The organism is Porphyrobacter sp. TH134 (assembly GCF_002855495.1).
Taxonomy (GTDB): Bacteria; Pseudomonadota; Alphaproteobacteria; order Sphingomonadales; family Sphingomonadaceae; genus Erythrobacter.
Map to the genome: position 1 here is coordinate 78,035 of NZ_PKRO01000005.1, position 24,740 is coordinate 102,774.

Annotated in this window: 28 protein-coding genes and 1 tRNA gene; 11 read left to right on the forward strand and 18 right to left on the reverse strand. The window is 64.3% G+C overall.

The genetic code is table 11. The features are described 5' to 3' along the window. Window position 1 precedes the first annotated feature (1 nt). The 11 genes from accD to radC form a co-directional block, all read right to left on the reverse strand. Window positions 2–856: an acetyl-CoA carboxylase, carboxyltransferase subunit beta gene (accD, locus tag C0V72_RS03880; protein ID WP_101791910.1), complete on the reverse strand. Its 855-nt coding sequence runs from the start codon at window positions 854–856 to the stop codon at window positions 2–4. Then, window positions 853–1,650 carry a tryptophan synthase subunit alpha gene (gene trpA / locus C0V72_RS03885; protein WP_233999766.1) on the reverse strand — a complete coding sequence of 266 codons (798 nt, stop codon included), beginning with the start codon at window positions 1,648–1,650 and terminating at the stop codon, window positions 853–855. The genes accD and trpA overlap by 4 nt, the downstream gene beginning before the upstream one ends. After that, entirely contained in the window at window positions 1,643–1,987 is a 345-nt protein-coding gene (locus C0V72_RS03890; protein ID WP_143704522.1) for a hypothetical protein, read from the reverse strand. The genes trpA and C0V72_RS03890 overlap by 8 nt, the downstream gene beginning before the upstream one ends. Continuing rightward, the gene (trpB, locus tag C0V72_RS03895) at window positions 1,974–3,188 is read right to left on the reverse strand and encodes a tryptophan synthase subunit beta (protein WP_101791913.1); all 1,215 of its coding nucleotides are present in this window, start codon (window positions 3,186–3,188) and stop codon (window positions 1,974–1,976) included. Before trpB ends, C0V72_RS03890 begins: the two co-directional genes overlap by 14 nt. Further along, a complete protein-coding gene (locus tag C0V72_RS03900; RefSeq protein ID WP_101791914.1) occupies window positions 3,185–3,817 on the reverse strand; it encodes a phosphoribosylanthranilate isomerase in 633 nt (210 codons plus the stop codon). Before C0V72_RS03900 ends, trpB begins: the two co-directional genes overlap by 4 nt. Before the next feature lie 9 nt (window positions 3,818–3,826). Further along, window positions 3,827–4,336, reverse strand: coding sequence for a GNAT family N-acetyltransferase (locus tag C0V72_RS03905; RefSeq protein ID WP_233999767.1), 510 nt, complete (start codon window positions 4,334–4,336; stop codon window positions 3,827–3,829). Between the two features lie 114 nt (window positions 4,337–4,450). Continuing rightward, window positions 4,451–4,813 (reverse strand): bleomycin resistance protein, encoded by a 363-nt coding sequence (locus C0V72_RS03910; protein ID WP_101791916.1) that lies wholly within the window; start codon window positions 4,811–4,813, stop codon window positions 4,451–4,453. 8 nt (window positions 4,814–4,821) lie between these two features. Further along, window positions 4,822–5,496, reverse strand: a complete 675-nt coding sequence (gene pyrF, locus C0V72_RS03915) for an orotidine-5'-phosphate decarboxylase (RefSeq protein ID WP_101791917.1) — start codon at window positions 5,494–5,496, stop codon at window positions 4,822–4,824. Then, window positions 5,493–5,891, reverse strand: a complete 399-nt coding sequence (locus tag C0V72_RS03920) for a DUF1049 domain-containing protein (RefSeq protein WP_101791918.1) — start codon at window positions 5,889–5,891, stop codon at window positions 5,493–5,495. Before C0V72_RS03920 ends, pyrF begins: the two co-directional genes overlap by 4 nt. A 76-nt stretch (window positions 5,892–5,967) precedes the next feature. Then, window positions 5,968–7,278, reverse strand: a complete 1,311-nt coding sequence (gene purB / locus C0V72_RS03925; RefSeq protein ID WP_101791919.1) for an adenylosuccinate lyase — start codon at window positions 7,276–7,278, stop codon at window positions 5,968–5,970. Window positions 7,279–7,362: 84 nt separating this feature from the next. After that, window positions 7,363–8,097: a RadC family protein gene (gene radC / locus C0V72_RS03930; RefSeq protein WP_101791920.1), complete on the reverse strand. Its 735-nt coding sequence runs from the start codon at window positions 8,095–8,097 to the stop codon at window positions 7,363–7,365. A 75-nt stretch (window positions 8,098–8,172) separates the two neighbouring features. Here radC and C0V72_RS03935 point away from each other — a divergent pair, with 75 nt between their 5' ends. The 8 genes from C0V72_RS03935 (at window position 8,173) to C0V72_RS03970 (ending at window position 14,828) form a co-directional block, all read left to right on the forward strand. Then, window positions 8,173–11,352 carry an intermembrane phospholipid transport protein YdbH family protein gene (locus tag C0V72_RS03935; protein ID WP_101791921.1) on the forward strand — a complete coding sequence of 1,060 codons (3,180 nt, stop codon included), beginning with the start codon at window positions 8,173–8,175 and terminating at the stop codon, window positions 11,350–11,352. Then, window positions 11,349–11,627, forward strand: a complete 279-nt coding sequence (locus C0V72_RS16560; RefSeq protein WP_233999768.1) for a YnbE family lipoprotein — start codon at window positions 11,349–11,351, stop codon at window positions 11,625–11,627. Before C0V72_RS03935 ends, C0V72_RS16560 begins: the two co-directional genes overlap by 4 nt. Window positions 11,628–11,653: 26 nt before the next feature. Further along, window positions 11,654–12,040, forward strand: coding sequence for a YdbL family protein (locus tag C0V72_RS03945; protein ID WP_101791976.1), 387 nt, complete (start codon window positions 11,654–11,656; stop codon window positions 12,038–12,040). A 126-nt stretch (window positions 12,041–12,166) separates the two neighbouring features. Next, the gene (locus C0V72_RS03950) at window positions 12,167–12,514 is read left to right on the forward strand and encodes an AtpZ/AtpI family protein (protein ID WP_101791922.1); all 348 of its coding nucleotides are present in this window, start codon (window positions 12,167–12,169) and stop codon (window positions 12,512–12,514) included. A gap of 92 nt (window positions 12,515–12,606) precedes the next feature. Next, the gene (locus tag C0V72_RS03955) at window positions 12,607–13,440 is read left to right on the forward strand and encodes a F0F1 ATP synthase subunit A (protein WP_101791977.1); all 834 of its coding nucleotides are present in this window, start codon (window positions 12,607–12,609) and stop codon (window positions 13,438–13,440) included. A 64-nt stretch (window positions 13,441–13,504) separates the two neighbouring features. Further along, a complete protein-coding gene (locus C0V72_RS03960) occupies window positions 13,505–13,729 on the forward strand; it encodes a F0F1 ATP synthase subunit C (RefSeq protein ID WP_054118254.1) in 225 nt (74 codons plus the stop codon). 81 nt (window positions 13,730–13,810) lie between these two features. Then, window positions 13,811–14,305, forward strand: coding sequence for a F0F1 ATP synthase subunit B family protein (locus C0V72_RS03965; RefSeq protein WP_101791923.1), 495 nt, complete (start codon window positions 13,811–13,813; stop codon window positions 14,303–14,305). Further along, complete coding sequence (locus tag C0V72_RS03970) at window positions 14,298–14,828, forward strand: F0F1 ATP synthase subunit B family protein (RefSeq protein WP_101791924.1); 531 nt, start codon at window positions 14,298–14,300, stop codon at window positions 14,826–14,828. The genes C0V72_RS03965 and C0V72_RS03970 overlap by 8 nt, the downstream gene beginning before the upstream one ends. 65 nt (window positions 14,829–14,893) lie before the next feature. Here the strand turns inward: C0V72_RS03970 and C0V72_RS03975 are convergent, their stop codons facing one another. The 7 genes from C0V72_RS03975 to aroA all read right to left on the reverse strand — a co-directional run bounded on the left by C0V72_RS03975 (window position 14,894) and on the right by aroA (window position 22,417). Then, a complete protein-coding gene (locus tag C0V72_RS03975; protein WP_101791925.1) occupies window positions 14,894–15,874 on the reverse strand; it encodes an NADPH:quinone oxidoreductase family protein in 981 nt (326 codons plus the stop codon). Between the two features lie 4 nt (window positions 15,875–15,878). Then, window positions 15,879–16,634, reverse strand: a complete 756-nt coding sequence (gene gloB, locus C0V72_RS03980) for a hydroxyacylglutathione hydrolase (RefSeq protein WP_101791926.1) — start codon at window positions 16,632–16,634, stop codon at window positions 15,879–15,881. Between the two features lie 118 nt (window positions 16,635–16,752). Beyond that, entirely contained in the window at window positions 16,753–18,459 is a 1,707-nt protein-coding gene (gene rpsA / locus C0V72_RS03985) for a 30S ribosomal protein S1 (protein WP_101791927.1), read from the reverse strand. A gap of 226 nt (window positions 18,460–18,685) precedes the next feature. Continuing rightward, on the reverse strand, window positions 18,686–19,822 hold the full coding sequence (locus C0V72_RS16765; RefSeq protein ID WP_324761513.1) for a GNAT family N-acetyltransferase: 1,137 nt from the start codon (window positions 19,820–19,822) through the stop codon (window positions 18,686–18,688). After that, a complete protein-coding gene (locus C0V72_RS04000; RefSeq protein WP_101791928.1) occupies window positions 19,819–20,835 on the reverse strand; it encodes a proline iminopeptidase-family hydrolase in 1,017 nt (338 codons plus the stop codon). Before C0V72_RS04000 ends, C0V72_RS16765 begins: the two co-directional genes overlap by 4 nt. Continuing rightward, the gene (locus tag C0V72_RS04005; protein ID WP_442792550.1) at window positions 20,832–21,101 is read right to left on the reverse strand and encodes a CBU_0592 family membrane protein; all 270 of its coding nucleotides are present in this window, start codon (window positions 21,099–21,101) and stop codon (window positions 20,832–20,834) included. Before C0V72_RS04005 ends, C0V72_RS04000 begins: the two co-directional genes overlap by 4 nt. Next, entirely contained in the window at window positions 21,098–22,417 is a 1,320-nt protein-coding gene (aroA, locus tag C0V72_RS04010) for a 3-phosphoshikimate 1-carboxyvinyltransferase (protein ID WP_101791979.1), read from the reverse strand. The genes C0V72_RS04005 and aroA overlap by 4 nt, the downstream gene beginning before the upstream one ends. Before the next feature lie 173 nt (window positions 22,418–22,590). On the opposite strand from aroA, the gene C0V72_RS04015 reads away from it, so the two are divergent. The 3 genes from C0V72_RS04015 to ffh all read left to right on the forward strand — a co-directional run bounded on the left by C0V72_RS04015 (window position 22,591) and on the right by ffh (window position 24,705). Further along, window positions 22,591–22,932: a TIGR02300 family protein gene (locus tag C0V72_RS04015; protein ID WP_101791930.1), complete on the forward strand. Its 342-nt coding sequence runs from the start codon at window positions 22,591–22,593 to the stop codon at window positions 22,930–22,932. Window positions 22,933–23,021: 89 nt separating this feature from the next. Further along, window positions 23,022–23,097 (forward strand) — tRNA-Ala (locus C0V72_RS04020). Between the two features lie 132 nt (window positions 23,098–23,229). Next, complete coding sequence (gene ffh / locus C0V72_RS04025) at window positions 23,230–24,705, forward strand: signal recognition particle protein (protein ID WP_101791980.1); 1,476 nt, start codon at window positions 23,230–23,232, stop codon at window positions 24,703–24,705. Window positions 24,706–24,740 lie beyond the last annotated feature (35 nt).

Consider the following 24,740-nt stretch of genomic DNA (forward strand, 5'->3'; position numbering starts at 1 on the left):
GTTACGCCGCCTTCACCGGAGTGAGATAATCCAGCACCTGACCCAGCGTCGCCTTGAGATCGCGGCGGGGCACGACCATGTCGACCATGCCGTGCTTGTGGAGGTATTCGGCGCGCTGGAAGCCTTCGGGCAGCTGTTCGCGGATCGTGTCCTGAATAACGCGCTGGCCCGCAAAGCCGATCAGCGCGCCGGGTTCGGCAATGTGGATATCGCCGAGCATTGCGTAACTCGCGGTCACGCCGCCCGTGGTAGGATCGGACAGCACCACGATATAGGGCAGTCCGGCCTGCTTCAGCCGCCGGGTCATCACCGTCGCACGCGGCATCTGCATCAGGGACAAGATCCCCTCCTGCATCCGTGCGCCGCCCGCTGCCGTGACGACGACATAGGCGCAGCCGCGATCCAGCGCCTTCTGCGCACCTTCGCAAAAGGCCTGCCCCACGGCCATGCCCATCGAGCCGCCCATGAAGCTGAAATCCTGCACGCCGACCACAGCGGGGCGCGTTTCGATAAAGCCGGAGCCGACCACGAAAGCATCCTCATGCGGATTGGCAGCGCGCGCGGCCTTCAGCCGGTCGGTGTATTTCTTGGTGTCCTTGAAGCTCAGCGGGTCTTCGGTCACGCGTGGCAACGGCAGCACGTCAAAGCCCGGATCGAGCAGCAGGGCGAGGCGCGCATCGGCGCCAATCCGGCCATGGTGTTCGCATTTCGGGCAGACGCTGAGGTTGGCCTCATACTCCTGCACGAACAGCATTTCCTGGCACGAAGGGCACTTGATCCACAGGTCCTTTTCGGTTGTGGTCTTCTGCGCTGACGAGAAACCCAGCGAATTGCGGACGCGGTTGAACCAGTTCATGCAGGCTGCTCCTGACGGGCGGTGTGGACCGCGTGGGCGAGGGCGGAAGTCAATTCCCTTAGCTTGGTCGGAGCCGCAGCGCCATATTCGCCGCAGATTTCCACCAGCGCCGAGCCGACGACGACGCCATCTGCGACCTTGGCGATGGCGGCGGCCTGCCCGGGGGTGCGCACGCCAAAGCCGACGGCGATGGGCAGATCGGTCGATTGCTTGAGCCGGGCCACGGCTTCCTCGATGCTGGCCTGCACGGCCTGCTGCTTGCCGGTGATCCCGGCCACCGAGACGTAGTAGAGGAACCCTTCCGACCCGGCGAGCACCTGCGGCAGGCGCGCGGCGTCGGTGGTGGGGGTAGCGAGGCGGATCGGGGCGATGCCCTTGGCGCGCAAGGCCGGGCCGAGCGCATCGTCTTCCTCGGGCGGAATGTCGACGCAGATGACACCGTCAACGCCAGCGGCGGCGGCGGCCTCGGCAAACCACTCGGGACCACGCCGCACCATCGGGTTGGCATAGCCCATCAGCACCAGCGGCACATTGGGGTGGCGGGCGCGGAAGTCGGTCGCGTAGCGCAGCACGTCCGCCGTAGTCGTGCCAGCGCCCAGCGAGCGCAGATTGGCGCTCTGGATCGCGGGGCCATCGGCCATCGGATCGGTGAAGGGCATGCCCAATTCGATCACATCCGCCCCGGCTTCCACCAGCGCATCGAGATTGGCCGCAGTGTCGCCATCGCCTGCGGTGATGAAGCAGACGAGCGCGGGGCGGGGGGCTGAGAATGTGGCTGAGAGGCGATCAGTCAAAGTTGAATTCCGGCACATGTTTGGAAAAGAACGCGATGACCGAAGTCAGCGTCGATGCCCCTGCAACAAATGAGGCACCTTCGGCAAGCGATACCGGCCATTCGAAGACGTGCGTGTAGAGGACGACGCAGGTGTAAATCGGGGTGCTGATCACGAATGCGATCTTCGCCCTGTCCAGGCTCCAACCGCGCACAAACCGGGCAAGGTTGCGGACGAAGAAGCCTTCTTCATGTCCCGCCATCGGCAGGATCTTCTGCCGTTGGCCGGAGCGGCGCCTCAACGCTTCGACCCGGCGCCCGGGAAAACGGGGAGCAGTGTGGGCCTCAAAGCTCCACACCAAGCTTCTCAGCGACGGTGAAGATGTCCTTGTCGCCGCGCCCGCACAGATTCATCAGTACGATGCTGTCCTTGGGCATGGTCGGCGCGACCTTAGCCACGGCGGCGATGGCGTGTGAAGGCTCCAGCGCGGGAATGATCCCCTCGGAGCGGCAGAGCAGCTGGAAGCCTTCCAGCGCCTCGTCATCGGTGACGGCGGTGTAATCGACGCGGCCTGATTCCTTCAGCCACGCGTGCTCCGGCCCGATGCCGGGGTAATCGAGGCCCGCGCTGATCGAATGGCCCTCGGTGATTTGGCCGTCCTCGTCCTGTAACAGATAGGTGCGGTTGCCGTGGAGCACGCCGGGGGTGCCGCCAAGCAGGCTTGCAGCGTGCTCGTCGCCATCCAGACCATGCCCCGCCGCTTCGACGCCGAGCATCTTGACGCTCGGATCATCGAGGAACGGATGGAACAGCCCCAGCGCGTTCGACCCGCCGCCGATGCAGGCGACCAGCAGATCGGGCAGGCGGCCCGTGCGGCTGAGCATCTGCGCGCGGGCTTCCTTGCCGATCACGCTCTGGAAGTTGCGCACCATCTCAGGATAGGGGTGCGGCCCGGCCGCGGTGCCGATGATGTAGAAAGTGTCGTGGACATTGGCGACCCAGTCGCGCAGGCCCTCGTTCATCGCGTCCTTCAGCGTCGCGCCGCCGCTGGTGACGGGGATGACCTCGGCGCCCAGCAGCTTCATGCGGAAGACGTTGGGTGCCTGCCGCTTCACGTCCTCGGCGCCCATGTAGATCACGCAAGGCAGGCCGAAACGCGCGCAGACTGTGGCGGTCGCGACCCCGTGCTGGCCCGCGCCGGTTTCGGCGATGATGCGGGTCTTGCCCATGCGCATCGCGAGCAGGATCTGGCCGATGCAATTGTTGATCTTGTGCGCGCCAGTGTGATTGAGTTCGTCGCGTTTGAACCACACCTGCGCGCCGCCAAGCTCTTCCGTGATGCGCGGGGCGAAATAGAGCGGGCTGGGACGGCCGACGTAATGCTCCAACAGGTCGTCGAATTCCGCCTGGAATGCCGGATCGGCCTGCGCCTTGCGGTATTCGCGCTCAAGATCGAGCACCAGCGGCATCAGCGTTTCAGCGACATAGCGCCCGCCAAACTGGCCGAAATGGCCGCGATCATCGGGCTGGGTGCGGAAGGAGTTGAGGTGCGTGTTCATAGCCTTGCCGCTTTGCAGAAGGCGGCGATTTTGTCCACGTCCTTGATCCCCGGTGCGCTTTCAACGCCCGAGGACGTGTCAACCAGCGGCGCGCCGGTCAGCCTGATCGCCTCGGCGACATTGGCAGAGGTTAGACCGCCCGCGAGGCCCCAGGGGGTTGGCGCCTTGTAAGCCTTCAGCAAATCCCAATCAAAGCGCGTACCATTGCCGCCGGGCAACCCGCTGGCGGGGGCATCGAACAGCAGGCGGTCTGCCGCGCCATGGAAACGGGCGGCGTCCGCGAGCGAATCTGCGCCCCGCACGCCCAGCGCCCGCCATGCTGCGATCCGGGCTGCGGCGCGGAAGCGGGCAAGGGTTTCGGGCGTTTCGGCCCCGTGGAATTGCACCACATCGGGCCGCACTTCACGCACTGCCTCGGCGAGCATCGCGGGCGAAAGGTTGACCACCAGCAGCACGACCTTGACTTGCGGCGGCACCAGGCCGCGCAGCCGCGCCGCCTCGGCCAGTGACAAGTGGCGCGGGCTCTTCTCGAAATGGACGAGGCCGATATAATCCGCCCCCGCCTGCACCGCGGCGGCGAGGGTTTCAGGGGTGGAAAGCCCGCAGATTTTGACAAGAGCGCTCGGCATCGCGCGCCCTTACGCCGGGCCGAGCGGCTTTTCCAGCACCACGAAGGTCACCGGCGGATCGCGCGGGACGGGGAAGGGGCGGGTCTCACCGGTGCGGAGGTATCCGCGCCGTTCGTACCACGCGATCAGACTGTCACGGCTGTCGATCACCGTCATCTCCATCGCCGCCATCCCTTCGGTGCGGGCGAGGTCTTCGGCGGCGTCGAGCAGCTTGCGGCCAAGCCCGGAGGATTGCAACGTTGGCAGCACGCACAGCATCCCGAGATAGGCAAGGCTGGCGTCCTTGCGGGTCACGGCAACGCAGCCGATCAGTCGCTCGCCGTCCCGCGCGGTCAGGATCGTCACCGCCGGATCAGCCAGCATCGCCTCCAGCTCGCCCGGCGCGATGCGTTCATCATCGAGGATATCCGCCTCATGGTTCCACCCCTGCCGCGCCGAATCGCCGCGATAGGCGGCTTCGAGCAGGGCCTTGAGCGCAGGCGCGTCTGCGGGGGCGGTGGTGATGGTTATCTCGTTCACAAGTCCATTTTCGTCATGCTGAACGCGTTTCAGCATCCATCGTGCCGGAACGAGCTGTTCGCGCGTAAGCAGAAATGGACCCTGAAACAAGTTCAGGGTGACGAGGGGAAAGGTTCAGTCGTTCTGGATCAGGCGCAGCAAGGTGCCATCGGGGTCGATCAGATAGCCGATCGTCAGTCCGCTCGGATCCGGCGCGGCCGGGTGATAACGCGGGATGCCGACGCGTGCATCCGGGACGCTGCTGGCCTCTACCTGCCGCATCATCGCGTCCAGATCATCGAGGCGGATGCAGCAGCTGAAGGATGACGTGTAAGGGTCAAGGTCAGGATAGGGAAAGAACTCCAGCGTCACATCCCCGCGCGAAAGGATCATCCACCCGTCCGAGCGGAAGTCCTCGCGGAAGCCGAGCGCCGCATAGAATGCCGCCGATGCCGCGAAATTACGCGAGGGGAGGTTGGGGGTGGCTGTGTCCGCCACAAGAGCGCCTAAAGCGTCGCCTCAATCGCCCGCGCGGCGGCTGCCGGATCTTCGGCACGGCTGATGGGGCGGCCGATAACCAGGACGCTCGCACCGTTATCGCGCGCCTGACGCGGCGTTACCACGCGCTTCTGATCGCCAGTGCCGCCGCCTGCCGGGCGCAGGCCGGGAACCACAAAATAGCCGTCCTTCCACGCCTTGCGCACCATGCCGACCTCCTGCCCGGAGCACACGATGCCATCCAATCCTGCCGCATGGGCCAGTTCGGCAAGGCGCATGACCTGCGTTTCGGCGCTGCCATAGACTCCGGTGGCGGTGAGATCGCCCGCGTCCATGCTGGTGAGCATGGTGACCGCCACGACCTTGCAGCCATCGGCGGCGGCCGCCTTGGCATCCTCCATCATCGCGCGTCCGCCGCTGGCGTGGACGGTCACGATGGCTGGCTCATAAACATGGATGGCCTGCATCGCCGAGGCGACGGTGTTGGGAATGTCGTGGAACTTCAGATCAAGGAAGATCGGCAGGCCCAGATGGGCGATTTCATGCACGCCGTGCGCGCCGTGGGCGCAGAAGAATTCCAGGCCGAGTTTCACACCGCCAATATGCGCGCGGACCTTGCTGACCAGCGCCTTGGCAGGTTCAAGGCTGGGCACATCAAGCGCGAGATAGACCGGATTGCTCACTTGCCGCTGCCTCCATCCATTCCGCCATCTGTCGGCCCCAGCGGATCGGCGGCTTCGCTTCCGCTTTTGCCGGACTTGTCCACAGGCTTTTCCCCTGCTGCCGGATCGGCGGTCATCACGGGCCGCTCCGCCTCGCGTTCCCGCGAAAGCGCCGCGCTCTTAAGCGAGTTTTCCAGTGTCCGGATACGGCGGCTCATGCTCCAGATGACACTGCGGTGCAGCGCCCACATCGGCAAAAAGCCCGCCGCAAAGGCCGCCACTGCCAGCACCGGCACCTTGGTTTCCAACACCAGATTTTGCCAGAGCATCAGTTCGACCGGCTGCCAGTTATAGATCGCAAAGATCAAGAAGCCGAAGGCCAAAAGAACCCAGAGAATAGTGCGCAGGATTTTCACCAGCAGTGCCTCGTTCGTTGCCCTGTTACGCTTGCGAACCTAAGCCAATCACGCCCCAAGTCCAGCGTCGCTGCGGTCAGCCAAACACCCGCGCGAAGATCGTGTCGACGTGCTTGAGGTGGTATCCGAGATCGAACAGCTGATCGAGCTGGTCTTCCGAAAGCCGCGCCGTCACATCGGCATCGGCTTTAAGCAGATCGAGCAGATTGAGCGCCCCGTCGGCCTCCCACACCTTCATCGCATTGCGTTGGACAAGGCGATAGGAATCATCGCGCGTCAGGCCGGCCTGCGTCAGCGCCAGCAACACCCGCTGCGAGTGGATCAGCCCGCCCATGCGGTTCATGTTCTTGGCCATGCGTTCGGGATAGACCAACAGCTTGTCGACCACGCCCGTCAGCCGGGCGAGCGCGAAATCGAGGGTGATGGTCGCATCCGGCCCGATGAAGCGTTCAACCGAAGAATGCGAGATATCGCGTTCATGCCACAGCGCGACATTTTCCAGCGCCGGGGTGACAGCAGACCGCACCAGCCGCGCAAGGCCGGTCAGGTTTTCCGTCAGGATCGGGTTGCGCTTGTGCGGCATCGCGCTCGATCCCTTCTGGCCGGGGGAGAAATACTCCTCAGCCTCCAGCACTTCGGTGCGTTGCAGGTGGCGGATTTCGGTGGCGAGGCGCTCAATGCTGCTGGCGATCACGCCGAGCGTGGCGAAATACATGGCGTGGCGATCGCGCGGGATGACCTGGGTGGAAACCGGCTCCACCGCCAGACCCAGCTGCTGGGCGACATAGTCTTCCACAGCCGGATCGACATTGGCAAAGGTGCCCACCGCGCCGCTGATCGCGCAGGTCGCGATTTCCGCCCGTGCTGCCACCAGCCGCGTGCGGCAGCGGTCAAATTCCGCATAGGCCTGCGCCAGCTTGAGGCCGAACGTCACCGGCTCGGCATGGATGCCGTGGCTGCGGCCAATCGTCGGGGTGTATTTGTGTTCTTCGGCGCGGGTCTTGATGGCGGTGAGCAGCGCATCCAGATCGGCGAGCAGAATGTCGCTCGCCTGCGCCAGCTGCACCGACAGCGTCGTGTCGAGCACGTCAGAGCTGGTCATGCCCTGATGCATGAAGCGCGCTTCCTCGCCCACTTGCTGCGCCACCCAGTCAAGAAAGGCGATCACATCATGCTTGGTGACGGCTTCGATCGCGTCGATGGCGGCAACATCGATGGCCGGGTTGGTCGCCCACCAGTCCCACAGCGCCTTCGCCGCCGACTGCGGCACTACGCCCAGATCAGCCAGTTTCTGCGTAGCGTGCGCCTCGATTTCAAACCAGATGCGATATTTCGCCTCCGGCTCCCACAGGGCGGTCATGGCGGGGCGGGCATAGCGGGGGACCATCGGGCGGCTCCAGCGAGAGTGTGGGGGAATGAAGGGTCAATATGCGGCGCGGGCTAGGCGGCGCGGGCGCGGATGGCAAGAGTGCTAGATAAGTCCCTTGGCGCGCAGCGATGTATGACCCTCGCGTCCGATGATGACATGATCGTGGACGGTCACCCCCATGTGGCGGCCTGCTTCGGCGATGCGCTGCGTAATCTGGATGTCGGCGCGGCTGGGTTCGGGCGAGCCTGAGGGGTGGTTGTGGACAAGGATCATGGCGCTGGCGCCCACGTCCATCGCCCGGCGGATCACCTCGCGCGGGTGGATCGCGGCTTCATCTATCGAACCGTCGCCGACGTGATGATCGTCGATCAGCCGGTTCTTGGTATCAAGGTACAGCACCCGCACGCGCTCCACCGTCAGGTGCGCCATATCCGTGGTGAGGTAGTCGATCAGCGCCTGCCAGCTGCCCAGTACGGGCTTGCCGATGATCTCGGCCCGCGCCATTCTGCGGGCGGCGAGGGCGACCGCCTTTAATGACGCAGCGCTGTTTTCGCCCACGCCCTTGACCCGCTGCAAGGCCTTGGGATCGGCATTGAGCACGCCTGCAAGGCTGCCGAACTGGGCCAGCAGCGCTTTGGCAATCGGCTTGGTATTGCCGCGCGGGATCGCGGCGAACAGGAGATATTCCAGCACCTCGTAATCGGCCAGCGCTTCGGCCCCGCCGGTCAGCAGCCGCTGGCGCAGGCGCGCACGGTGCCCGTCGCCCGCTGCTTTGCCCGCGTCGAAATCGGGCACGGCTCCATCGAGAAAATCGAAACTGTCTTCAGCTTCCGGCAATGCGACCCTCCGGAGAAGCGGTGCTTCTGTTGCCTCATTGCCTTTGGACGATGATGCGCGCAAGGGGCAGGAACAATGCCGGTGCCGGACGAGCAGGATAGACTAGGGCCGCAGCAGGGCCGCAAGCGGCAGCTTTGGCCGCGGCGCTGGCGCACCCGTATCGCGCTCGGGCTGAGCGCGGCTGCGCTGCTGGGTGGTTCGGTCGCATGGGTCAGCCGTGAGCGAATCGCGGGTGATGTGATTGACGGCTACCTTGCCGAAGCGGGCGTCGCGGCCACTTACGATATTTCCGCGCTGACGCCCCAGGTGCAGGTCATCGAAAATCTCGTCATCGGCGATCCTGCGCGGCCTGATCTGACGGTCAGGCGCATCGTGATCGAAATGGGTGTGGGCTGGGCGGGGCCTGAAGTGCGCCGCATCGAGGTGGAAGGCGCAAGGCTGTTTGCAGCTGTTCGCGGCGGCACCTTCAGCCTAGGCGCACTGGATCCGCTGGTTTTCACCGGTTCTGACGAGCCGCCCGCGCTGCCTGCGCTCAACGTGGCGCTGCGTGATGCGCGTGCGCTGATTATCACCGATTATGGGCGGGTGGGCGTCAAGCTCGACGGGGCCGGGCGCTTGGATGATGGCTTTGCCGGAACGCTGGCGGCCACGGCGCCCGGCATCGGGACACCGGGCTGCCGCGCTGACACGGCGACCCTTTACGGCCAGCTGACCAGCCGGAACGGCGCGCCGGAATTGGCCGGTCCGCTGCGGCTGACCGATCTTGTCTGCGGCACAGCGCGCCTTGCCCGGGCCGACATTGGCACGCAGATCAGTGTGGCGCCCGATTTTGCCGCCGCCGATGCCGATGTCAGGCTGGCAGGCGAGCGCGCCAGCTTTGCCAACCTGTCAGGCGCCGCAGTATCGGGGACTGCCCGGATCGGCTGGTCGCCGGGCCGCCTTGCGCTGAACCATGACCTTACCGTGGCCGATGTTGCCGTGCCGCAGGCCCGGTTTGCCAGGCTCACTGCCGAAGGCAGCTGGAGCGGTGCGGCCGATGTCAGCAGCGGCCAGTGGGACGGCACCCTGCGCGCCGCCGGATTGGCCCCCGCGGCCGGTTTCACCGCCAGCCTTGGCACAGGCGTCCGCGGGCTGGAGGGCACGCTGCTCGCCCCGCTGCTGAGCAAGGCGCGCATCAGCTTTGATCGCGCCTTGATGGGCGCCAGCCTGCGCGCCGATGCGACTGTGCGCCACAAGGGCAGCGCAGCTTCGCTCAACATGCCCGAAGCCAGCCTTGCCACCCGCTCTGGCACACGGGTGTTGGCGCTGTCGCGGATCAGTGCCCGGTTCAGCGATGCAGGGCTTGCGGGGCTTGGCGGCAATCTGCTGGCGGGCGGGGCGGGCTTGCCCAGCATCAACGGGCGGATCGAACAGGCTGCGGGCGGCGGCTGGACGCTGCGAGCTGCCATGGCGGATTATGCGGCGGGCGCCAACCGGCTGGCGATCCCGCGTCTGGTCTTGCGCGGTTTGCCGACAGGCGCTTTTGCCTTTGACGGGCTTGTCACTGCCAGCGGCGATCTGCCCGGCGGCAATGTGAGTGATCTTACCGTGCCGCTGGAGGGCACGTGGTCGCAGACGCGCGGCCTTGCCGCGGGTACCCGCTGCACGGCGATCGGCTTTGCCAAACTGGCGCTATCAGGCCTGGCGCTGGAGGGGCGCTCGGTCAATCTGTGCCCGGACGGGCAAGCCCCCCTCCTGGCCTATCGCGACAATCTGACGTTTGCCGCGCGCACCGGGCCGCTCGATCTGACGGGCCGAATCGGTGAGAACCCGGCCCAACTATCAGCCAGCAGTGTGGTGCTGCGCTACCCGCAGCCCTTTGCGATCCAGAACCTCGCCGCGCGGATCGGCAGCGGCAGCAGCGAAGTGCGCCTTGCCGCAGCCAACCTCACCGGGACGCTGGGCGGCGCGGTGGCAGGCGCGTTTGCGGGCGGTTCGGCGCGATTGGCAGCGGTTCCGCTCGATCTTGATGGCGTGACCGGTAGCTGGGCCTTTACCGATGGCGCCCTGCGGCTCGATGGCGGCACGTTCGTTCTGTCAGACCGTCCGGCACAAGGCACGGCGCGGTTCGTCCCGCTCGTCGCGCAAGGTGCCAGTTTGATACTGGCCGACAACCGGATCACAGCCGACGCCACGCTGCGTCATCAGCCATCGGGCCGCGCGGTCGCTGCGGTCACGATCAGGCACGATCTCGATACCGCCGCAGGGTCTGCCCGGCTGAGCGTACCCGGACTGCTCTTCGACAAGGCGTTGCAGCCCGATGAACTGACCCCGCTGGCCAAGGGCGTCATCGCCTTTGCCGATGGCACTATCACGGGGGAAGGGCGCGTGGACTGGCGCGGCGACAGCGTCACCAGTGGCGGCACCTTCGGTTCTGACCGTTTTGATTTTGCCGCCGCTTTTGGCCCGGTGCGCGGGCTTGCCGGCAAGGTGGTCTTTACCGATCTCATCAATCTGACCACTGCGCCCGATCAGACGCTCAACATCGCTGCGATCAATCCCGGGGTCGAGGTCTTGGCGGGCACGGTAAGGTTTGACCTGAAGGATGCGGTGCGCCTCAGCCTGAAGGACGCGCGTTTCCCGTTTATGGGCGGAACGCTGGTGATGCGCCCGCTGGTAATGGATTTCAGCCAGCCCGAAGAACGCCGCTACATCTTTGATATCAACGGGCTGGATGCCGCGCAGTTCGTCGCCCAGATGGAATTGACCAACCTCAGCGCCACCGGGGTGTTTGATGGCACCGTGCCGATCGTTTTCGATGCCAGCGGGCGCGGGCGGATTGCAGGCGGCGTCCTGACCGCGCGCGAAGGCGGCGGCAATGTCGCCTATATCGGCGAGCTGACTTACGAAGATCTGGGCACGATGGGCAACTATGCCTTCGAAGCGCTACGCTCGCTCGATTACCGCCAGATGCGTGTGGGGCTGGGCGGGCAGCTGGATGGCGAGATCATCACCAGCTTCGATTTTGACGGGGTGCGGCAGGGCGCCGGCACCAGTCAGAACTTCGTCACCCGGCGGCTGGCCAAACTGCCGATCCGCTTCAAGGTGAATGTCCGGTCCGAAAACTTTTTCGAACTGGCAACCATGGTGCGATCCTTTTGGAACGCCGACTTTATCCGCAACCCGCAGGACGTGGGGCTGTTCCGCCAAGAGAACGGCCGTCTGGTGCCGGGCGGCAAACCTGTTCAACCTTCCGAAAGCGACGATCAGCCATGACGCACCAGAAATTGACCGCGCTGCAGCGCGCTGCCACATCCGGTCAGGATAACGGGGAAAGGGCAGCACCGATGGGGCGGGACAATAATGGCATGCGCCGGGCATTGATGGCCGGAGCTGCGATCCTGTCGGCAGGGCTGGGCGGTTGTATCAACATCGCCGCGCCCGAAGACCCGATCGTGATCGAGCTCAACATCAATATCCGGCAGGAAGTAATCTACCGGCTGGCGGAGGACGCGGCCAACACCATCGACGAGAACGCGGACATTTTCTGATCCGCGTTGTCCGTCAAGGAGGAATGATGATGCGCGATTCCCTTTATGCCGGCCTTGCCGCACTGGCGATGCTCGGCGCTCTGGCGGCCCCTGCGCTGGCGCAGCAGCGCGACCCTGCCTATGCCAAGGCCCGTGCCGAAGGCCAGGTGGGCGAGCAGGCTGACGGATACCTCGGCATCGTCGGCGCTGGGAACGGTGCGCTTCAGGATCTGGTCAACGACATCAATATCAAACGCCGTGCGATCTATGCCGACAAGGCCAAGGAAAACAACGCCACCCTTGAAGCCTATGCGCTGACCGCCGGGTGCCAGGCCATTGCCCGCACGACACCGGGCGAAAAATATCGCGCGCCCGATGGCAGCTGGCAAACCCGCACCAGCGCCGCCCCGCAACGCGATCCGCGCTGTCCGTGATTTGTGCAGTTGCACAAAACTCGTATGGCTCGATGTTGACACTGATAAGCCCCCCTTCTAAGGGGGCGGCGCCCACGGCGGGTGCCTTATCACGCGTGCCTTGATGTTCGTTTGCAGGACCACGGTATGAGCGACGAGAAACCCGCCCGAGCGCCTATTCAAGAGGATGCGCGGATTGACGCGCTCGAAGCGCGGCTCAGGGCTGCACGCGAGCGTGAAGACCAGCGTAACCGGCCACAGGTTAAAGGTTCCGATGCGAATTACCGCAGCGGCGACCGGGCCTTGGCCAGCCTTTTGGGTGGGGTGATCGGCGGCCTGGTGATCGGATTTGCGGTTGACGCATTGTTTGACATCGCGCCCTGGGGTCTGTTGGCAGGGCTGTTCCTTGGAACAGTGTCGGCTTTCAGGAAGCTTATTCTTGCGGCGAATACGCGTCCCGCAGAGCCGGATCAGAGGCAAGACAGCGAGGGTTAGACCCCGGCTTGACCCCTGCGAGGCCCGGCTTGGGGCGCGTTTCATGTGAAACATTTAGGGATCTTTTGATCGTGGCAGCCGAAGAAGGCATCATGGCAGCGGAAGCCAGCGCGGCCCAAGCTGTGCAAAACTTGGAAGCAGCCGAGGCCGGCAAGGTCGATCCGATGAAGCAGTTCACGATCGAGCCCTTGCTTGGGTCCGATTGGCAGCTGGCCGACGGGTTGAGCATCGCCTTTACCAATTCAGCGTTATGGATGGCGTTGACCGCCGTGCTCGTCTGGGTGTTTGTCGCCGGCGGCATGAAGCGCGCACTGGTGCCGGGGCGCTGGCAGATGGCGGTCGAAACGATGACCGGCTTCATCGATGATCTGCTGGAAGCCAATGTTGGCAAGGCTGGTCGCAAGTACGTGCCTTATATCTTCACGCTTTTCATGTTCATCCTGTTCGGGAACCTGCTCGGCCTGGTGCCGGTCGGTCTGATCCCCGGGGTGCATGCCTTCACGTTCACCAGTCACTTCACCGTAACCGGCGTGCTGGCGATCATGAGCTTTTCGATCGTCTTGGTCGTCGGCTTCTGGAAGCATGGCTTGCATTTCTTTTCGCTGTTCTGGCCGTCGAACACGCCGGCATTTCTGGCGCTGCCGATCAGCCTGATTGAACTTGTGTCGTTCATGGTGCGACCGTTCAGCCTCGCATTGCGGTTGTTTGTGGCGATGATGGCAGGGCACGTTTTGCTCAAGGTTCTGGCCAGCTTTGTCATTGCCGGTGGCAGCGGCGGGATCGGGACGGGCATTCTTGTCGGCGTGCCCAGCTTTGTCCTGATGGTTGCGATCAGTGCGCTCGAAATTCTGGTGGCCGGTATTCAGGCCTATGTCTTTGCACTGCTGACCTCGCTCTACATCAACGACGCGGAAAACCTTCACTGAGGGCTGAGACGCTCTCTTCACAACCCTCAATAACAACCAGATTTTTCTCAAGGAGTTTACAATCATGGACGCTACTGCTGCAGCTCTCCTCGGTGCCGGTCTCGCGGCGATCGGTGCGGGCCTCGCCGCCCTCGGCGTGGGCAACGTCTTCGCTTCGTTCCTCGAAGGCGCGCTGCGCAATCCGGGTGCTGCTGATGGCCAGCAGGGCCGCCTGTTCATCGGCTTCGCGGCCGCCGAACTTCTCGGTCTGCTCGCCTTCGTCATCGCCGTTCTGTTGATCTTCCGCTAAGATCCGTGCGCGCCGGACGTGGTGGGGCATCGCCTCGCTGCGCCCGGCGCGCTCCTGAACTGCCGGTAACAAAGGCCCGTCATGCCTCAGATCGAACAAATTGCTGCAACGCTGTCCAGTCAGGTGTTCTGGCTGCTGGTGTTCTTCGGCCTCACTTTCGTGGTCGTGGGCCTCGGCATGGTGCCCAAGATCATGGGTACGGTGGAATTGCGTGACAATCAGATCGCTGGCGATCTGGCCGCAGCACAGGCAGCCCGTGATATCGCGACGGCTGAGGAAGAAGCGTGGCGCAAGCGTGAAAACGCCAATCGTGTCGCCGCCCAAAGCGTGATTGGCGAAGCCAAGGCGAAAGCCGCCGCTGCCAGCAGCGCAAAGCTTGCCGAGGCGCAGACCCGGCTCGACAGCCGCCTCGCCGAAGCCGAGGGCGCGATCGATGCGGCACGCATCAGCGCCATGGCTGAAATCGAAACGGTTGCTGCCGATGCCGCGCGCGACATCGTCGCCCGCGTTGCCGGAGCCGAGGTGGACCCTGCCGCTGCACAAGCCGCGGTCAAGGAGGTAATGGCCCATGGGTGACATGCTGATACTGCTTGCCAGCGGGGCTGATGGTCACGCCGAACCCGGCGTACTTGGTCTGGATTCGTACCAATGGGTCGCACTGGCAATGGCAGTGCTGATCGCAGTGTTTATCTGGAAGAAGGTCCCCGGGATTATCACAGGCGGGCTGGATGCCAAGATTGCAGCCATCCGCACGGCGCTTGACGAAGCCAAGACCTTGCGCGCCGAGGCGGAAGCCTTGCGTGCGGAATATGCAGCCAAAATCGCCGCGTCAGAAAAAGATGCCGCAGCCATGCTGGCCGGCGCTCGTGAAGAGGCTGATGCCATTCTGGCGCGGGCTGAAGCGGACAGTCAGGTGATGGTTGCCCGCCGTACAGCGATGGCGGAAGACAAGATCGCCGCTGCGGAACGTGCGGCGATTGCTGAGGTCAAGACCAAGGCCGTGACCGCTGCTGCGGCGGCCTCCAAGCTGCTTATCGCCAAAGCCCACGATGGTGAGGCCGACAAGAAGCTTGCTGATGTGGTGATCGCGTCCCTCTGACGGGCGCGCGTTCTGATACGATAGAAAAGGGCGGTCCGGTTGGGCCGCCCTTTTTCGTTGCCGCATTACATCCCCGGAACGAACACCACCTTGCCCACCAATTGGCGCTGCGCCATCGCGTCAAAGCCCTCCCGCCAGCGGGACAGTGGCAAAGTGCGGTCGATCGCGGGAACGATGGCGCCCGCTTCGGCAAGCTTGCGGATCGCCTGATTGATCGCGGCCCCGCGTTCCGGAAAACGCCGGGCATATTCTCCGGCACGCAGACCGACGATGCTGAAGCCCTTGATGAGCGGAATATTGGTCGAAACCTCGGCAATTCGCCCCGCTGTAAACCCGACCACGATCAGCTTGCCGCCGAAGGCGACACAGCGGGTCGATTCGTCAAAAACGTCGCCGCCGACGGGATCGAACACGATATCGGCCAGCACGCCGCCGGTTAGTTCGGCGATGGTTTCACGGAACCGGCCAGCGGTGCCAATCACCGCGTCAGGGCGAACCAAGGCCGCAATACGATCCGCCTTGGCCGGGCTGCCGGTTGTAGCGATCACCCGCGCGCCCATCGCGCGGGCAAGGTCGCAAGCAGCAAGGCCGACACCGCCGCTGGCGCCGTGCACCAGCACCCACTGCCCTTCGTCAAGAGCGCCAAGTTCCACCAGCCCGGTAAAGGCGGTTGAATAGGCCGCGCCCATCGCTGCGGCGGAAGGGAAATCCATTCCCTGCGGCATCAGGGCAAGTTTGTCCGCCGGCACGCTGGCGATCTCGGCGAAGGCCCCGGTTTTGTTGCCGCCCATGACTCTATCGCCCGGCGCAAAGCCGCTCGCCGGGTCGGCCTCCAGCACCTCGCCAGCCAATTCGAGACCCGCAGTGAAGGGAGGCTCCGGCTTGAACTGGTATTCGCCGCGGGTCATCAGCAGATCGGGAAAGTTGAGCGAGGCGGCCCGAACGCGCACCAGCACCTCCCCTGATACGCGGGTCGGGGCTGGCACATTGACGAGCTGGACGCCGGACAGATCGTCCGTCAGCCGATCGACCCTGAGGGCCTGCATCGGTTTAGAAACTGTCCTTGGCCGCCCGCAAGGCCGCGAAAGTATCCTGCGGCGTGCTTCCGCCCCAGCGGGCCATCATCGCCGGATCATCCGCACGCAGAAACGGATTGGTTGCCAGTTCACGCCGCAGCGTCGTGGGCACTGTCCATTCGTTCTTGGCACGCTTGTCCGCGATTTCGGCGGCGTAATCCTGCAAGGCGACATTGTCGGGATCGGCGTGCAGCGCGAACTTTGCGTTGGACGCGGTATATTCATGCGCGCAGTACAGCAGGGTTTCAGGCGGCAGCGTCTTGATGCGGCTGAGGCTTTCCCAGAACTGCTGCGGCTGTCCTTCGAACATGCGCCCGCAACCCAGGGCGAACACCGAATCGCCTACGAATGCGATGCCCGCCGACGGCAAGTGGAGCGCGATGTGGCCGTTGGTATGGCCCGACACATCGATGACCTGCGCTTGCGTTTCGCCCAGTTTCACGGTGTCACCATGGGCAATGATCCGGTCGACCGGGAACTTGCCCTCGATCTCCGCCGGGCCGCTGATGGTGCAGCCGGTGGCTTCCTGGATCGCGGCATTGCCGCCCGCGTGATCGGGATGCCAGTGGGTGTTCCAGATCTGCGTGATCGTCCAGCCCTTCATTTCGGCTTCAAGCAGATAGGCCTTCGCGTCAGGCGTATCGATTGCCACCGTTTCATGGCTGTCGGTGTCGTGGATGAGATAGCCGTAGTTGTCACTAAGGCACGGGAACTGGTGAACATGGATCATGCCTGCGACCTTACGCTGCGATGCACGATGTGAAAAGGCCCGCCTGCTCTGGTGAGCGGGCGGGCCTCTCAGACTGCCGTAATGGCTCGTCCGCAAAGGGGCGAGCGTATCGGTGTCGTTAGTCCTGGCTCTTCTTCAGCGCGGCGCCAAGGATGTCGCCGAGCGATGCGCCCGAATCCGACGAACCAAACTGCGCGACGGCTTCCTTTTCCTCGGAAATCTGACGCGCCTTGATCGAGAAGTTCGGCTTCTTCGAACGGTCGAAACCGATCACCATCGCATCGATCTTGCTGCCGACCTGGAAGCGGTCGGGGCGCTGTTCGTCGCGGTCACGGCCAAGGTCGCTGCGCTTGATGAAGCCGGTTGCACCGTCTTCGCCAACCTGCACTTCCAGCCCGCCGTCACGCACTTCGAGAACGGTCACGGTGACGGTCTGGTTCTTGCGCAGGGCACCGCCGCTGGTGGCGCCTTCAGCCGAAGGTGCACCCTTTTCGAGCTGCTTCATGCCGAGGCTGATGCGCTCCTTGTCGACATCGACATCGAGCACGATGGCCTTGACCATTTCGCCCTTGCGGTGAAGCGCCAGCGCGTCCTCGCCCGAGATGCCCCAGGCGATGTCCGACATGTGGACCATGCCGTCGACGTCGCCGTCCAGACCGATGAACAGGCCGAATTCGGTGGCGTTCTTGACTTCGCCTTCGACTTCGGTGCCGACCGGGTGCTTTTCAGCGAATTCGTCCCAGGGATTGCGCTGGGCCTGCTTGAGGCCGAGGCTGATGCGGCGCTTGTCGCTGTCGACTTCGAGCACCATCACATCGACTTCCTGCGAGGTCGAGACGATCTTGCCCGGGTGGACGTTCTTCTTGGTCCAGCTCATTTCGCTGACGTGGACGAGGCCTTCGATGCCCGCTTCCAGCTCAACGAAGGCGCCGTATTCGGTGATGTTGGTCACCTGACCCGACAGCTTCATGCCGACCGGATACTTGGCGGCAACGCCATCCCACGGATCGCTTTCCAGCTGCTTCATGCCAAGGCTGATGCGCTGGGTTTCGGCGTTGATGCGCACGATCTGCACCTTCACGGTGTCGCCGATGGCGATCACTTCGCTGGGGTGGTTGACGCGCTTGTAGCTCATGTCAGTGACATGCAGCAGGCCGTCGATGCCGCCGAGATCCACGAACGCACCGTAATCGGTGATGTTTTTGACCACGCCGTCGATGATCTGGCCTTCGACCAGGTCATTGATGAGTTCGCTGCGCTGTTCGGCGCGGGTTTCTTCGAGCACTGCACGACGCGAGACGACGATGTTGCCGCGGCGACGGTCCATCTTGAGGATCTGGAACGGCTGCGGAATATCCATCAGCGGGGTGACATCGCGCACGGGGCGGATATCGACCTGCGAGCCGGGCAGGAACGCCACGGCGCCATCGAGATCGACGGTGAAACCGCCCTTGACGCGGCCGAAGATGCGGCCTTCGACGCGCTTGCCTTCGCCAAACTCGTTTTCGAGCTTGTCCCAGGCGGCTTCGCGGCGGGCGCGGTCACGCGACAGCATGGCTTCGCCGTCAGCGTTCTCGACGCGGTCCACGAACACTTCGACTTCGCCGCCGACGGTCAGGCCGTGGTCGTCTTCGCCGCGCGAAAATTCCTTGAGGGAGATGCGGCCTTCGCTCTTGAGGCCGACGTCGATCACGGCAAAGCCGTTTTCGATCGCAGTGACGGTTCCCTTGACGACGCGGCCTTCGAAGCCATCATCACCGGCACCGCCGAGTTGTTCATTAAGCATCGCCTCGAAATCGGCGCGCGTGGGCATCTGAGTTGCCATAGTCAGGTAAAGTCCTGTGTTCGTTATGCTACCGGCCACCGGTTTTTCCGGGGTCTTAAACTGCTTCCGTCGCACCATTGCGCCGGCTGGCAGGGCAAGAGGCCGTTCGTCTCCGTGCCGCCGAATGCGAATGCACGAAGGTTCGGCAATCCCTGTAAGATTGCCAGAACGGCCGCGCGCCTAGGCGAGAGCGCGCCAAAATGCAAGGATAATGGGGCAGGCCCGCCTAGGCCGGAGGGCGGGTGCCGGGCGGGTGATAGCGCATGGCCACATCGCAGCGCTGATAGCGTGCCCCATGTTCAGCCATGATCGCTGCATCATGTTCGAAGCCCAGCTTGCGATACAGGTGGATGGCGGCGGCGCATTTGTGGTTGGTCAGCAGGTAAAGCTTCTCTGCGCCAAGGACTTGGGCCCGCGCGATGACGGCTTCCAGCAGGCGTTCCCCGGCCTTCATCCCGCGCGCCGCCTCGCGCACGCCCATCTTGGTCAGTTCAAAGCTACCGGGCCCGGTGCGTTGCAGGGCGCAGGTGCCGATGATGCCGAGATCGGGGGCTTCGATGAACAGGATATCGCCGCCCGGCGCGATGATGCGTTCGCGCGGGTTTTCCAGCACATCGAGGTCTGTGGGTTCCAGTGCAAACATTGCCGCAATCCACTCGGCATTGATATCGCGGAAATCTGGCGCGAGGCTGTCGTCATAGGGCCTGATGCGCAATGTCTGTGCTGCGGGCTGCGCCCCCGATCCGCCCGTTGCCGTGAGCACGGCCTCGATGGCGGCCTCAATCGCCGCATCGCGGTTGAAATGCGTGGTGTCGAGGATCAGCGCATCGGAGGCTGCCAGCAGTGGGGCGTCGGCGCGGCTCATGTCGCGCGCGTCGCGGGCGGCAATGTCACGCTCGATTTCGGCGAGGGGGACGTCGATCCCGCGGGCCGTCATCTCCAGCCAGCGGCGCCGTGCGCGTTCGGCCACGCTGGCGGTGACAAACAGCTTCACTTCCGCCTCGGGCGCGATCACCGTGCCAATATCACGCCCGTCGAGCACGGCGCCGCTCGCTTGCGTCGCAAAAGTGCGCTGGCGTTCATACAGCGCGCGGCGAACGGCGGGATGAACCGACACGCGGCTTGCAAAGCCGCCCACGTCCTCGGACCGCAAGATATCCTCGGCCAGCAAGCTATCGGGAAATTCGCAGGCCGCCAGCGCGTCGTGCGGATCGTCGGGATTGCCGCCGTTGACCTGCACCTGCCGCCCCACCGCACGGTATAACAGGCCGGTATCCAGATGCGGCAGGCCAAAGCGCGCGGCGAGCGCTTTGGCGATGGTGCCTTTGCCCGATGCGGTCGGGCCATCGACAGCGATGATCATTCGGTTTGTCCTCGCGCATCGATGCGGGCCATCCAGTCGCGGTAGATCGCTTCGGAGACGTCCGGGCGTTCGCTGATGAAGGCATGACTGCCGCCCGGCACCACCGCCAGTTCCGCGCCCGGCGTCAGTGCGAGGAAATCCTGCACGGTATCAATCCGTGCTTCGTCATACTGGCCGACCACGAACAGGATCCGGTTGCCGTCCACCCGGTGCAGCAATTCTGTGGCATCATAGCTGGCCAGCGAGCCCGAGGCGCGGAATTCGGTTGGTCCCCACATGGTGAGGTAAACCGTCTCGTTGAACCCCTTGCCGCCATAGCGTGCCCGATATGCGAGCGCTTGCGGCGACGGGGCGGGGCGATCGGCGCGGCCATTATAGGCGGCGTAGAAGGCCGCGGTGGCAGGTTCGCATACCGCGGGCTCAGGCGAATTCCGGCCTTCGCAGGCGCGGATCGTGGCGGCGATATCATCGGGCAGCTCCCGGATCAGCAGGTTGGTGCCGGTGATCCAGTGCGACGTCGACAGGTAAGTGCCGCTCAGCACGGCAGAGGCGGTATGCTCGGGGTAGGAGGCGGCATATTCCAGCGCGAGCGCCGATCCCCAGCTATGGCCGATCACATGCCAGCGCTCTACGCCCAATGCGCGGCGGATCGCCTCCAGTTCTGCAACAAAACGTTCAGGCCGCCAGTTGGCAGGGTTCTCGGGCCGGTCGGACATGCCGCTGTCGAGCTGGTCATAGAGGATAACCGGCCGCGTGTCGGCGAGGCTAAGCAGGCCGCCGAAGTTCACATGCGTGCCGCCCGGGCCGCCGTGGATGATGATGACAGGGGCCGCCCCTTGGCCGATGGTGCCATTGACCCGCACCCACACCTTGCCGCCTTCGACAGCCACGCGGTGTTCCGAGGTTGCCACCGACCAGTCAGCGGCGGGATCGGTGGGGAGGGCGACGTCCTGCGCCTGTGCGGCAGCAGGAAGTGCGGCCAATGCAGCGGCGGCCAGCAGTTTGAATATCATCCCACGTCTCCCCGCAAGGCCCGGGCGCGCCAGGCACGAACCAGCCCGAAGATGGCGATCAACGCCCAGAAACCTTCGAGCACAAGGCTTGCCCAGTTGGTGTGGTAGATCAAGGACACAGTCAGCAAAGCTGCACCCATCAGGTTGGTGCCGTGGAGCAGGAAGGGGTTGGTCGCGCGCGCCAGCGTCAGATAGGCATAGGCGCCGATGATGCAGGCCGTGCCGGCCAGACCGACCATGCTGGCCCAGTCGAAAGGTGCGTTCACGCCGCTGCCTCTTGCAACAGACCCATGAAGGTGGGGAAGCTGGTGTTGATCGGCGTGGTATCGTCAACGCTCACGCCGCCGCCGCTGACAAGGCCGGCCACCGCCATGCTCATCGCGATGCGGTGATCGAGCCGGGTGGCGACATGCGCGCTTGCCGGCGTCCCGCGCAGCGGTTCGCCGCCAGTGCCGTGGATCGTGAGGCCATCTTCGTGCTCCTCTACCCGCGCGCCTGCCATTTGTAGCGCGGCGGCCATCGCGGCGAGGCGGTCACTTTCCTTGACGCGAAGTTCCTCAAGCCCCGTGGTTCGGGTGGTGCCCTTGGCCAGCGCGGCGGCAACGAACAGCACCGGAAACTCGTCGATCATGGCAGGTGCAATGGCCGGATCGACGTCGATGCCGGTCAGCGCCGCATAACGAACGCGCAGGTCTGCCACGGGTTCGCCGCCGACTTCGCGGGGGTTCACCTCTTCGATATCCGCGCCCATCTGGCGCAGCACTGCCAGCAATCCGGCGCGGGTCGGGTTGAGGCCGACGTTGAGGATCGTGAGATCGCTTCCCGGTACAATGCTGGCCGCAACCATGAAAAACGCGGCAGAGGAGGGATCACCGGGCACCACCACGTCCATGGGGCGCAGGTCCGCCTCTCCGTGGATCGCGATCACGGTTTCGCCGTTCTCCTCGCCCACCTCCAGCTTGGCGCCAAAGCCGGTCAGCATCCGCTCGGTATGATCGCGGGTGGGGACGGGCTCGATGACGCGGGTGATGCCTGGGGTATTGAGGCCGGCCAGCAACACCGCGCTTTTGACCTGCGCGCTGGCCACCGGCAGCCGATACGTGATCGGCACCGCAGGGCTTGCGCCGCGCAGCATCAGGGGGAGGGTGCCGCCGGCAGACGCCTCGAACGAAGCGCCCATCATGGCCAGCGGATCGATCACGCGTTTCATCGGGCGGCCTGACAGGCTGGCATCGCCAGTAAAGGTCGCCGTGATGGCATGGCTGGCAACAAGGCCCATCAACAGCCTGGTCGAGGTGCCGGAATTGCCCATGTCGAGCGCCTGGCGCGGCTCCAGCAGGCTGCCGACCCCGGCGCCATCGACCGTCCAGATGCCATCGGCCCCGCGCGCGACCTGCGCTCCGAAGGCCCGCATGGCGGCGGCCGTGGCCAGCACGTCCTCGCCTTCCAGCAAGCCGGTGATGTGGCTGCGGCCCACAGCGAGCCCGGCAAACATCAGCGCCCGGTGGCTGATGGACTTGTCGCCCGGCACGCGGATTGTGCCGGACAGCGGGCCTGACGGTGCAAAGGTATGGCTGGTCATAACGCGGCGGTCTTTGACAGCGCCCCGCGCTTCTGGCAAGGCGCGCCGCGCGACGCCGCCGAGCCCTTGATAAAGAGCTTGCCGGAACCCACTTTTCTGACCAATCCACCCACGATTTTTGCAGCTGTGCGGGCCGCCACTGGTAAAGGCCCCACCTGATTTGAGGAATAAAGATGGCGAAGCCCGAATGGGGTACCAAGCGTACCTGCCCCAATTGCGCAACCCGGTTCTACGATCTGGGCAAGGAAGACCCGGTGACTTGCATCGAGTGCGGCAATACCTGGTCGCCTGAGCCGGTGCTCAAATCGAAGCAGCCGATCCCGTTTGAAGAAGTCCAGAAGAAGGTCGATGTCGATGCCGATGCCGATCTGGGCGGCGATGACGACATCGACGATCTGGAAGACATCGAGGACATCGACGAGGACGGCGATTCGCCCGACAATGACGTTGACCTTGGCGGCGACGACGACCTCGGCGTTGCGACCTCGGGCGATGACAACGACGACGAATCCTGATTTTTTTCGCTTGCAAGCCGGGGGCGGCCCTACTAATGGCCGCATCCCGCAAGCAGGGTGCAACGCCTTGCTAGCATGATGACTGGTTCGGGGCCTTAGCTCAGCTGGGAGAGCGCAACACTGGCAGTGTTGAGGTCAGCGGTTCGATCCCGCTAGGCTCCACCAGTCATCCTGATCAAAGTCGAAAGGTACGCATCCCTCAGGGAGCACCTTCCGCAACGCTGGCCGACGAGGTTTCGTCCGCCGGCGTTTTTCGCATTTTTCGGGCACTGCGGTGTCCGGGTGGAGAAGTTGGCGATGTTCGACACGCTGTCCGACCGTCTTGGCGGGGTCTTTGACAAGCTCAAGGGCCGCGGCGCGCTGCGTGAGCAGGACGTGCGCGATGCGATGCGTGAAGTCCGGGTCGCGCTGCTCGAAGCCGACGTTGCGCTTCCGGTTGCCCGCCGCTTCATCGACGCTGTTACTGAGAAGGCGATCGGTCAGGATGTCCTGAAGTCGGTCACGCCCGGCCAGATGGTCATCAAGATCGTCCATGACGAGCTGGTGGAAACGCTGGGCGGGATGGAGGTTGAAGGCCTCCGCTTTGATGCCAGGCCGCCGGTTGTGATCATGATGGTCGGCCTGCAAGGCTCGGGCAAGACGACCACCACCGCCAAACTCGCCAAACTGATCCGCGAACGTCACGGCAAGAAGGCGCTGATGGCGTCGCTCGACGTTAACCGTCCGGCAGCGCAGGAGCAGCTGGCGGTACTCGGGCAGCAGGTCGACGTGGCAACGCTGCCGATCGTTGCGGGCCAGCAGCCGGTCGATATTGCGCGGCGCGCGATGGAAGCGGCGCGCTTGCAGAATTTTGACGTGCTGTTGCTCGACACCGCCGGCCGTCTGCATGTCGACGACGCGCTGATGGCCGAAATGAAGGCTGTCGCTAGCGTGTCGGCCCCCACCGAAGTGCTGCTCGTGGTCGACAGCCTGACCGGGCAAGACGCGGTCAACGTCGCGCAGAACTTCAGCAATGAAGTGCCGCTGACCGGCGTGGTGCTGACCCGCATGGATGGCGATGCCCGCGGCGGCGCCGCGCTTTCGATGCGCGCGGTCACCGGCAAGCCGATCAAGTTTGCCGGCACCGGCGAAAAGCTCGACGCGATCGAGCCGTTCCGCCCCGGCAGCGTAGCTGACCGCATCCTCGGCATGGGCGATGTCGTCAGCCTCGTCGAAAAGGCGGCGGCGACGATCAAGGAAGAGGATGCGGAAAAGCTCGCCCGCAACCTCGAAAAGGGCAAGTTCGATCTCGACGATCTGGCCATGCAATTGAAGCAGATGCGCAATATGGGCGGCCTCGGGATGCTGGCGGGCATGATGCCGGGCATGAAGAAGGCCAAGGCCGCGATGGCCAATTCGGGCATGGACGACAAAGTGCTCGTCCACATGGAGGCGATCATCTCCTCGATGACGGCGAAGGAACGCGCCAACCCCGATCTGATGAACGCCAAGCGCAAGAAGCGCGTCGCAGCAGGCAGCGGGACCGATGTGCAGACGGTCAACAAGGTGCTCAAGATGCACCAGGAAATGGCCCGCGCGATGAAGCAGATCAAGAAGATGGGCGGCCTCAAGGGGCTGGCGGCCATGTTCGGCGGCGGCGGTGCTGGCGGCCCGATGGGCGGAATGCCCGGGATGGGCGGCGCCGGTGGCTTCCCCGGACTTGGCGGTTCAGGAGGCATGGGCGGTATGGGCAGTTTGCCCGGCCTCGGCGGCCCTCCGCGCGGCAAGAAATAATTTCAGTTCAATCATTTCAATTCAATAATTCACAT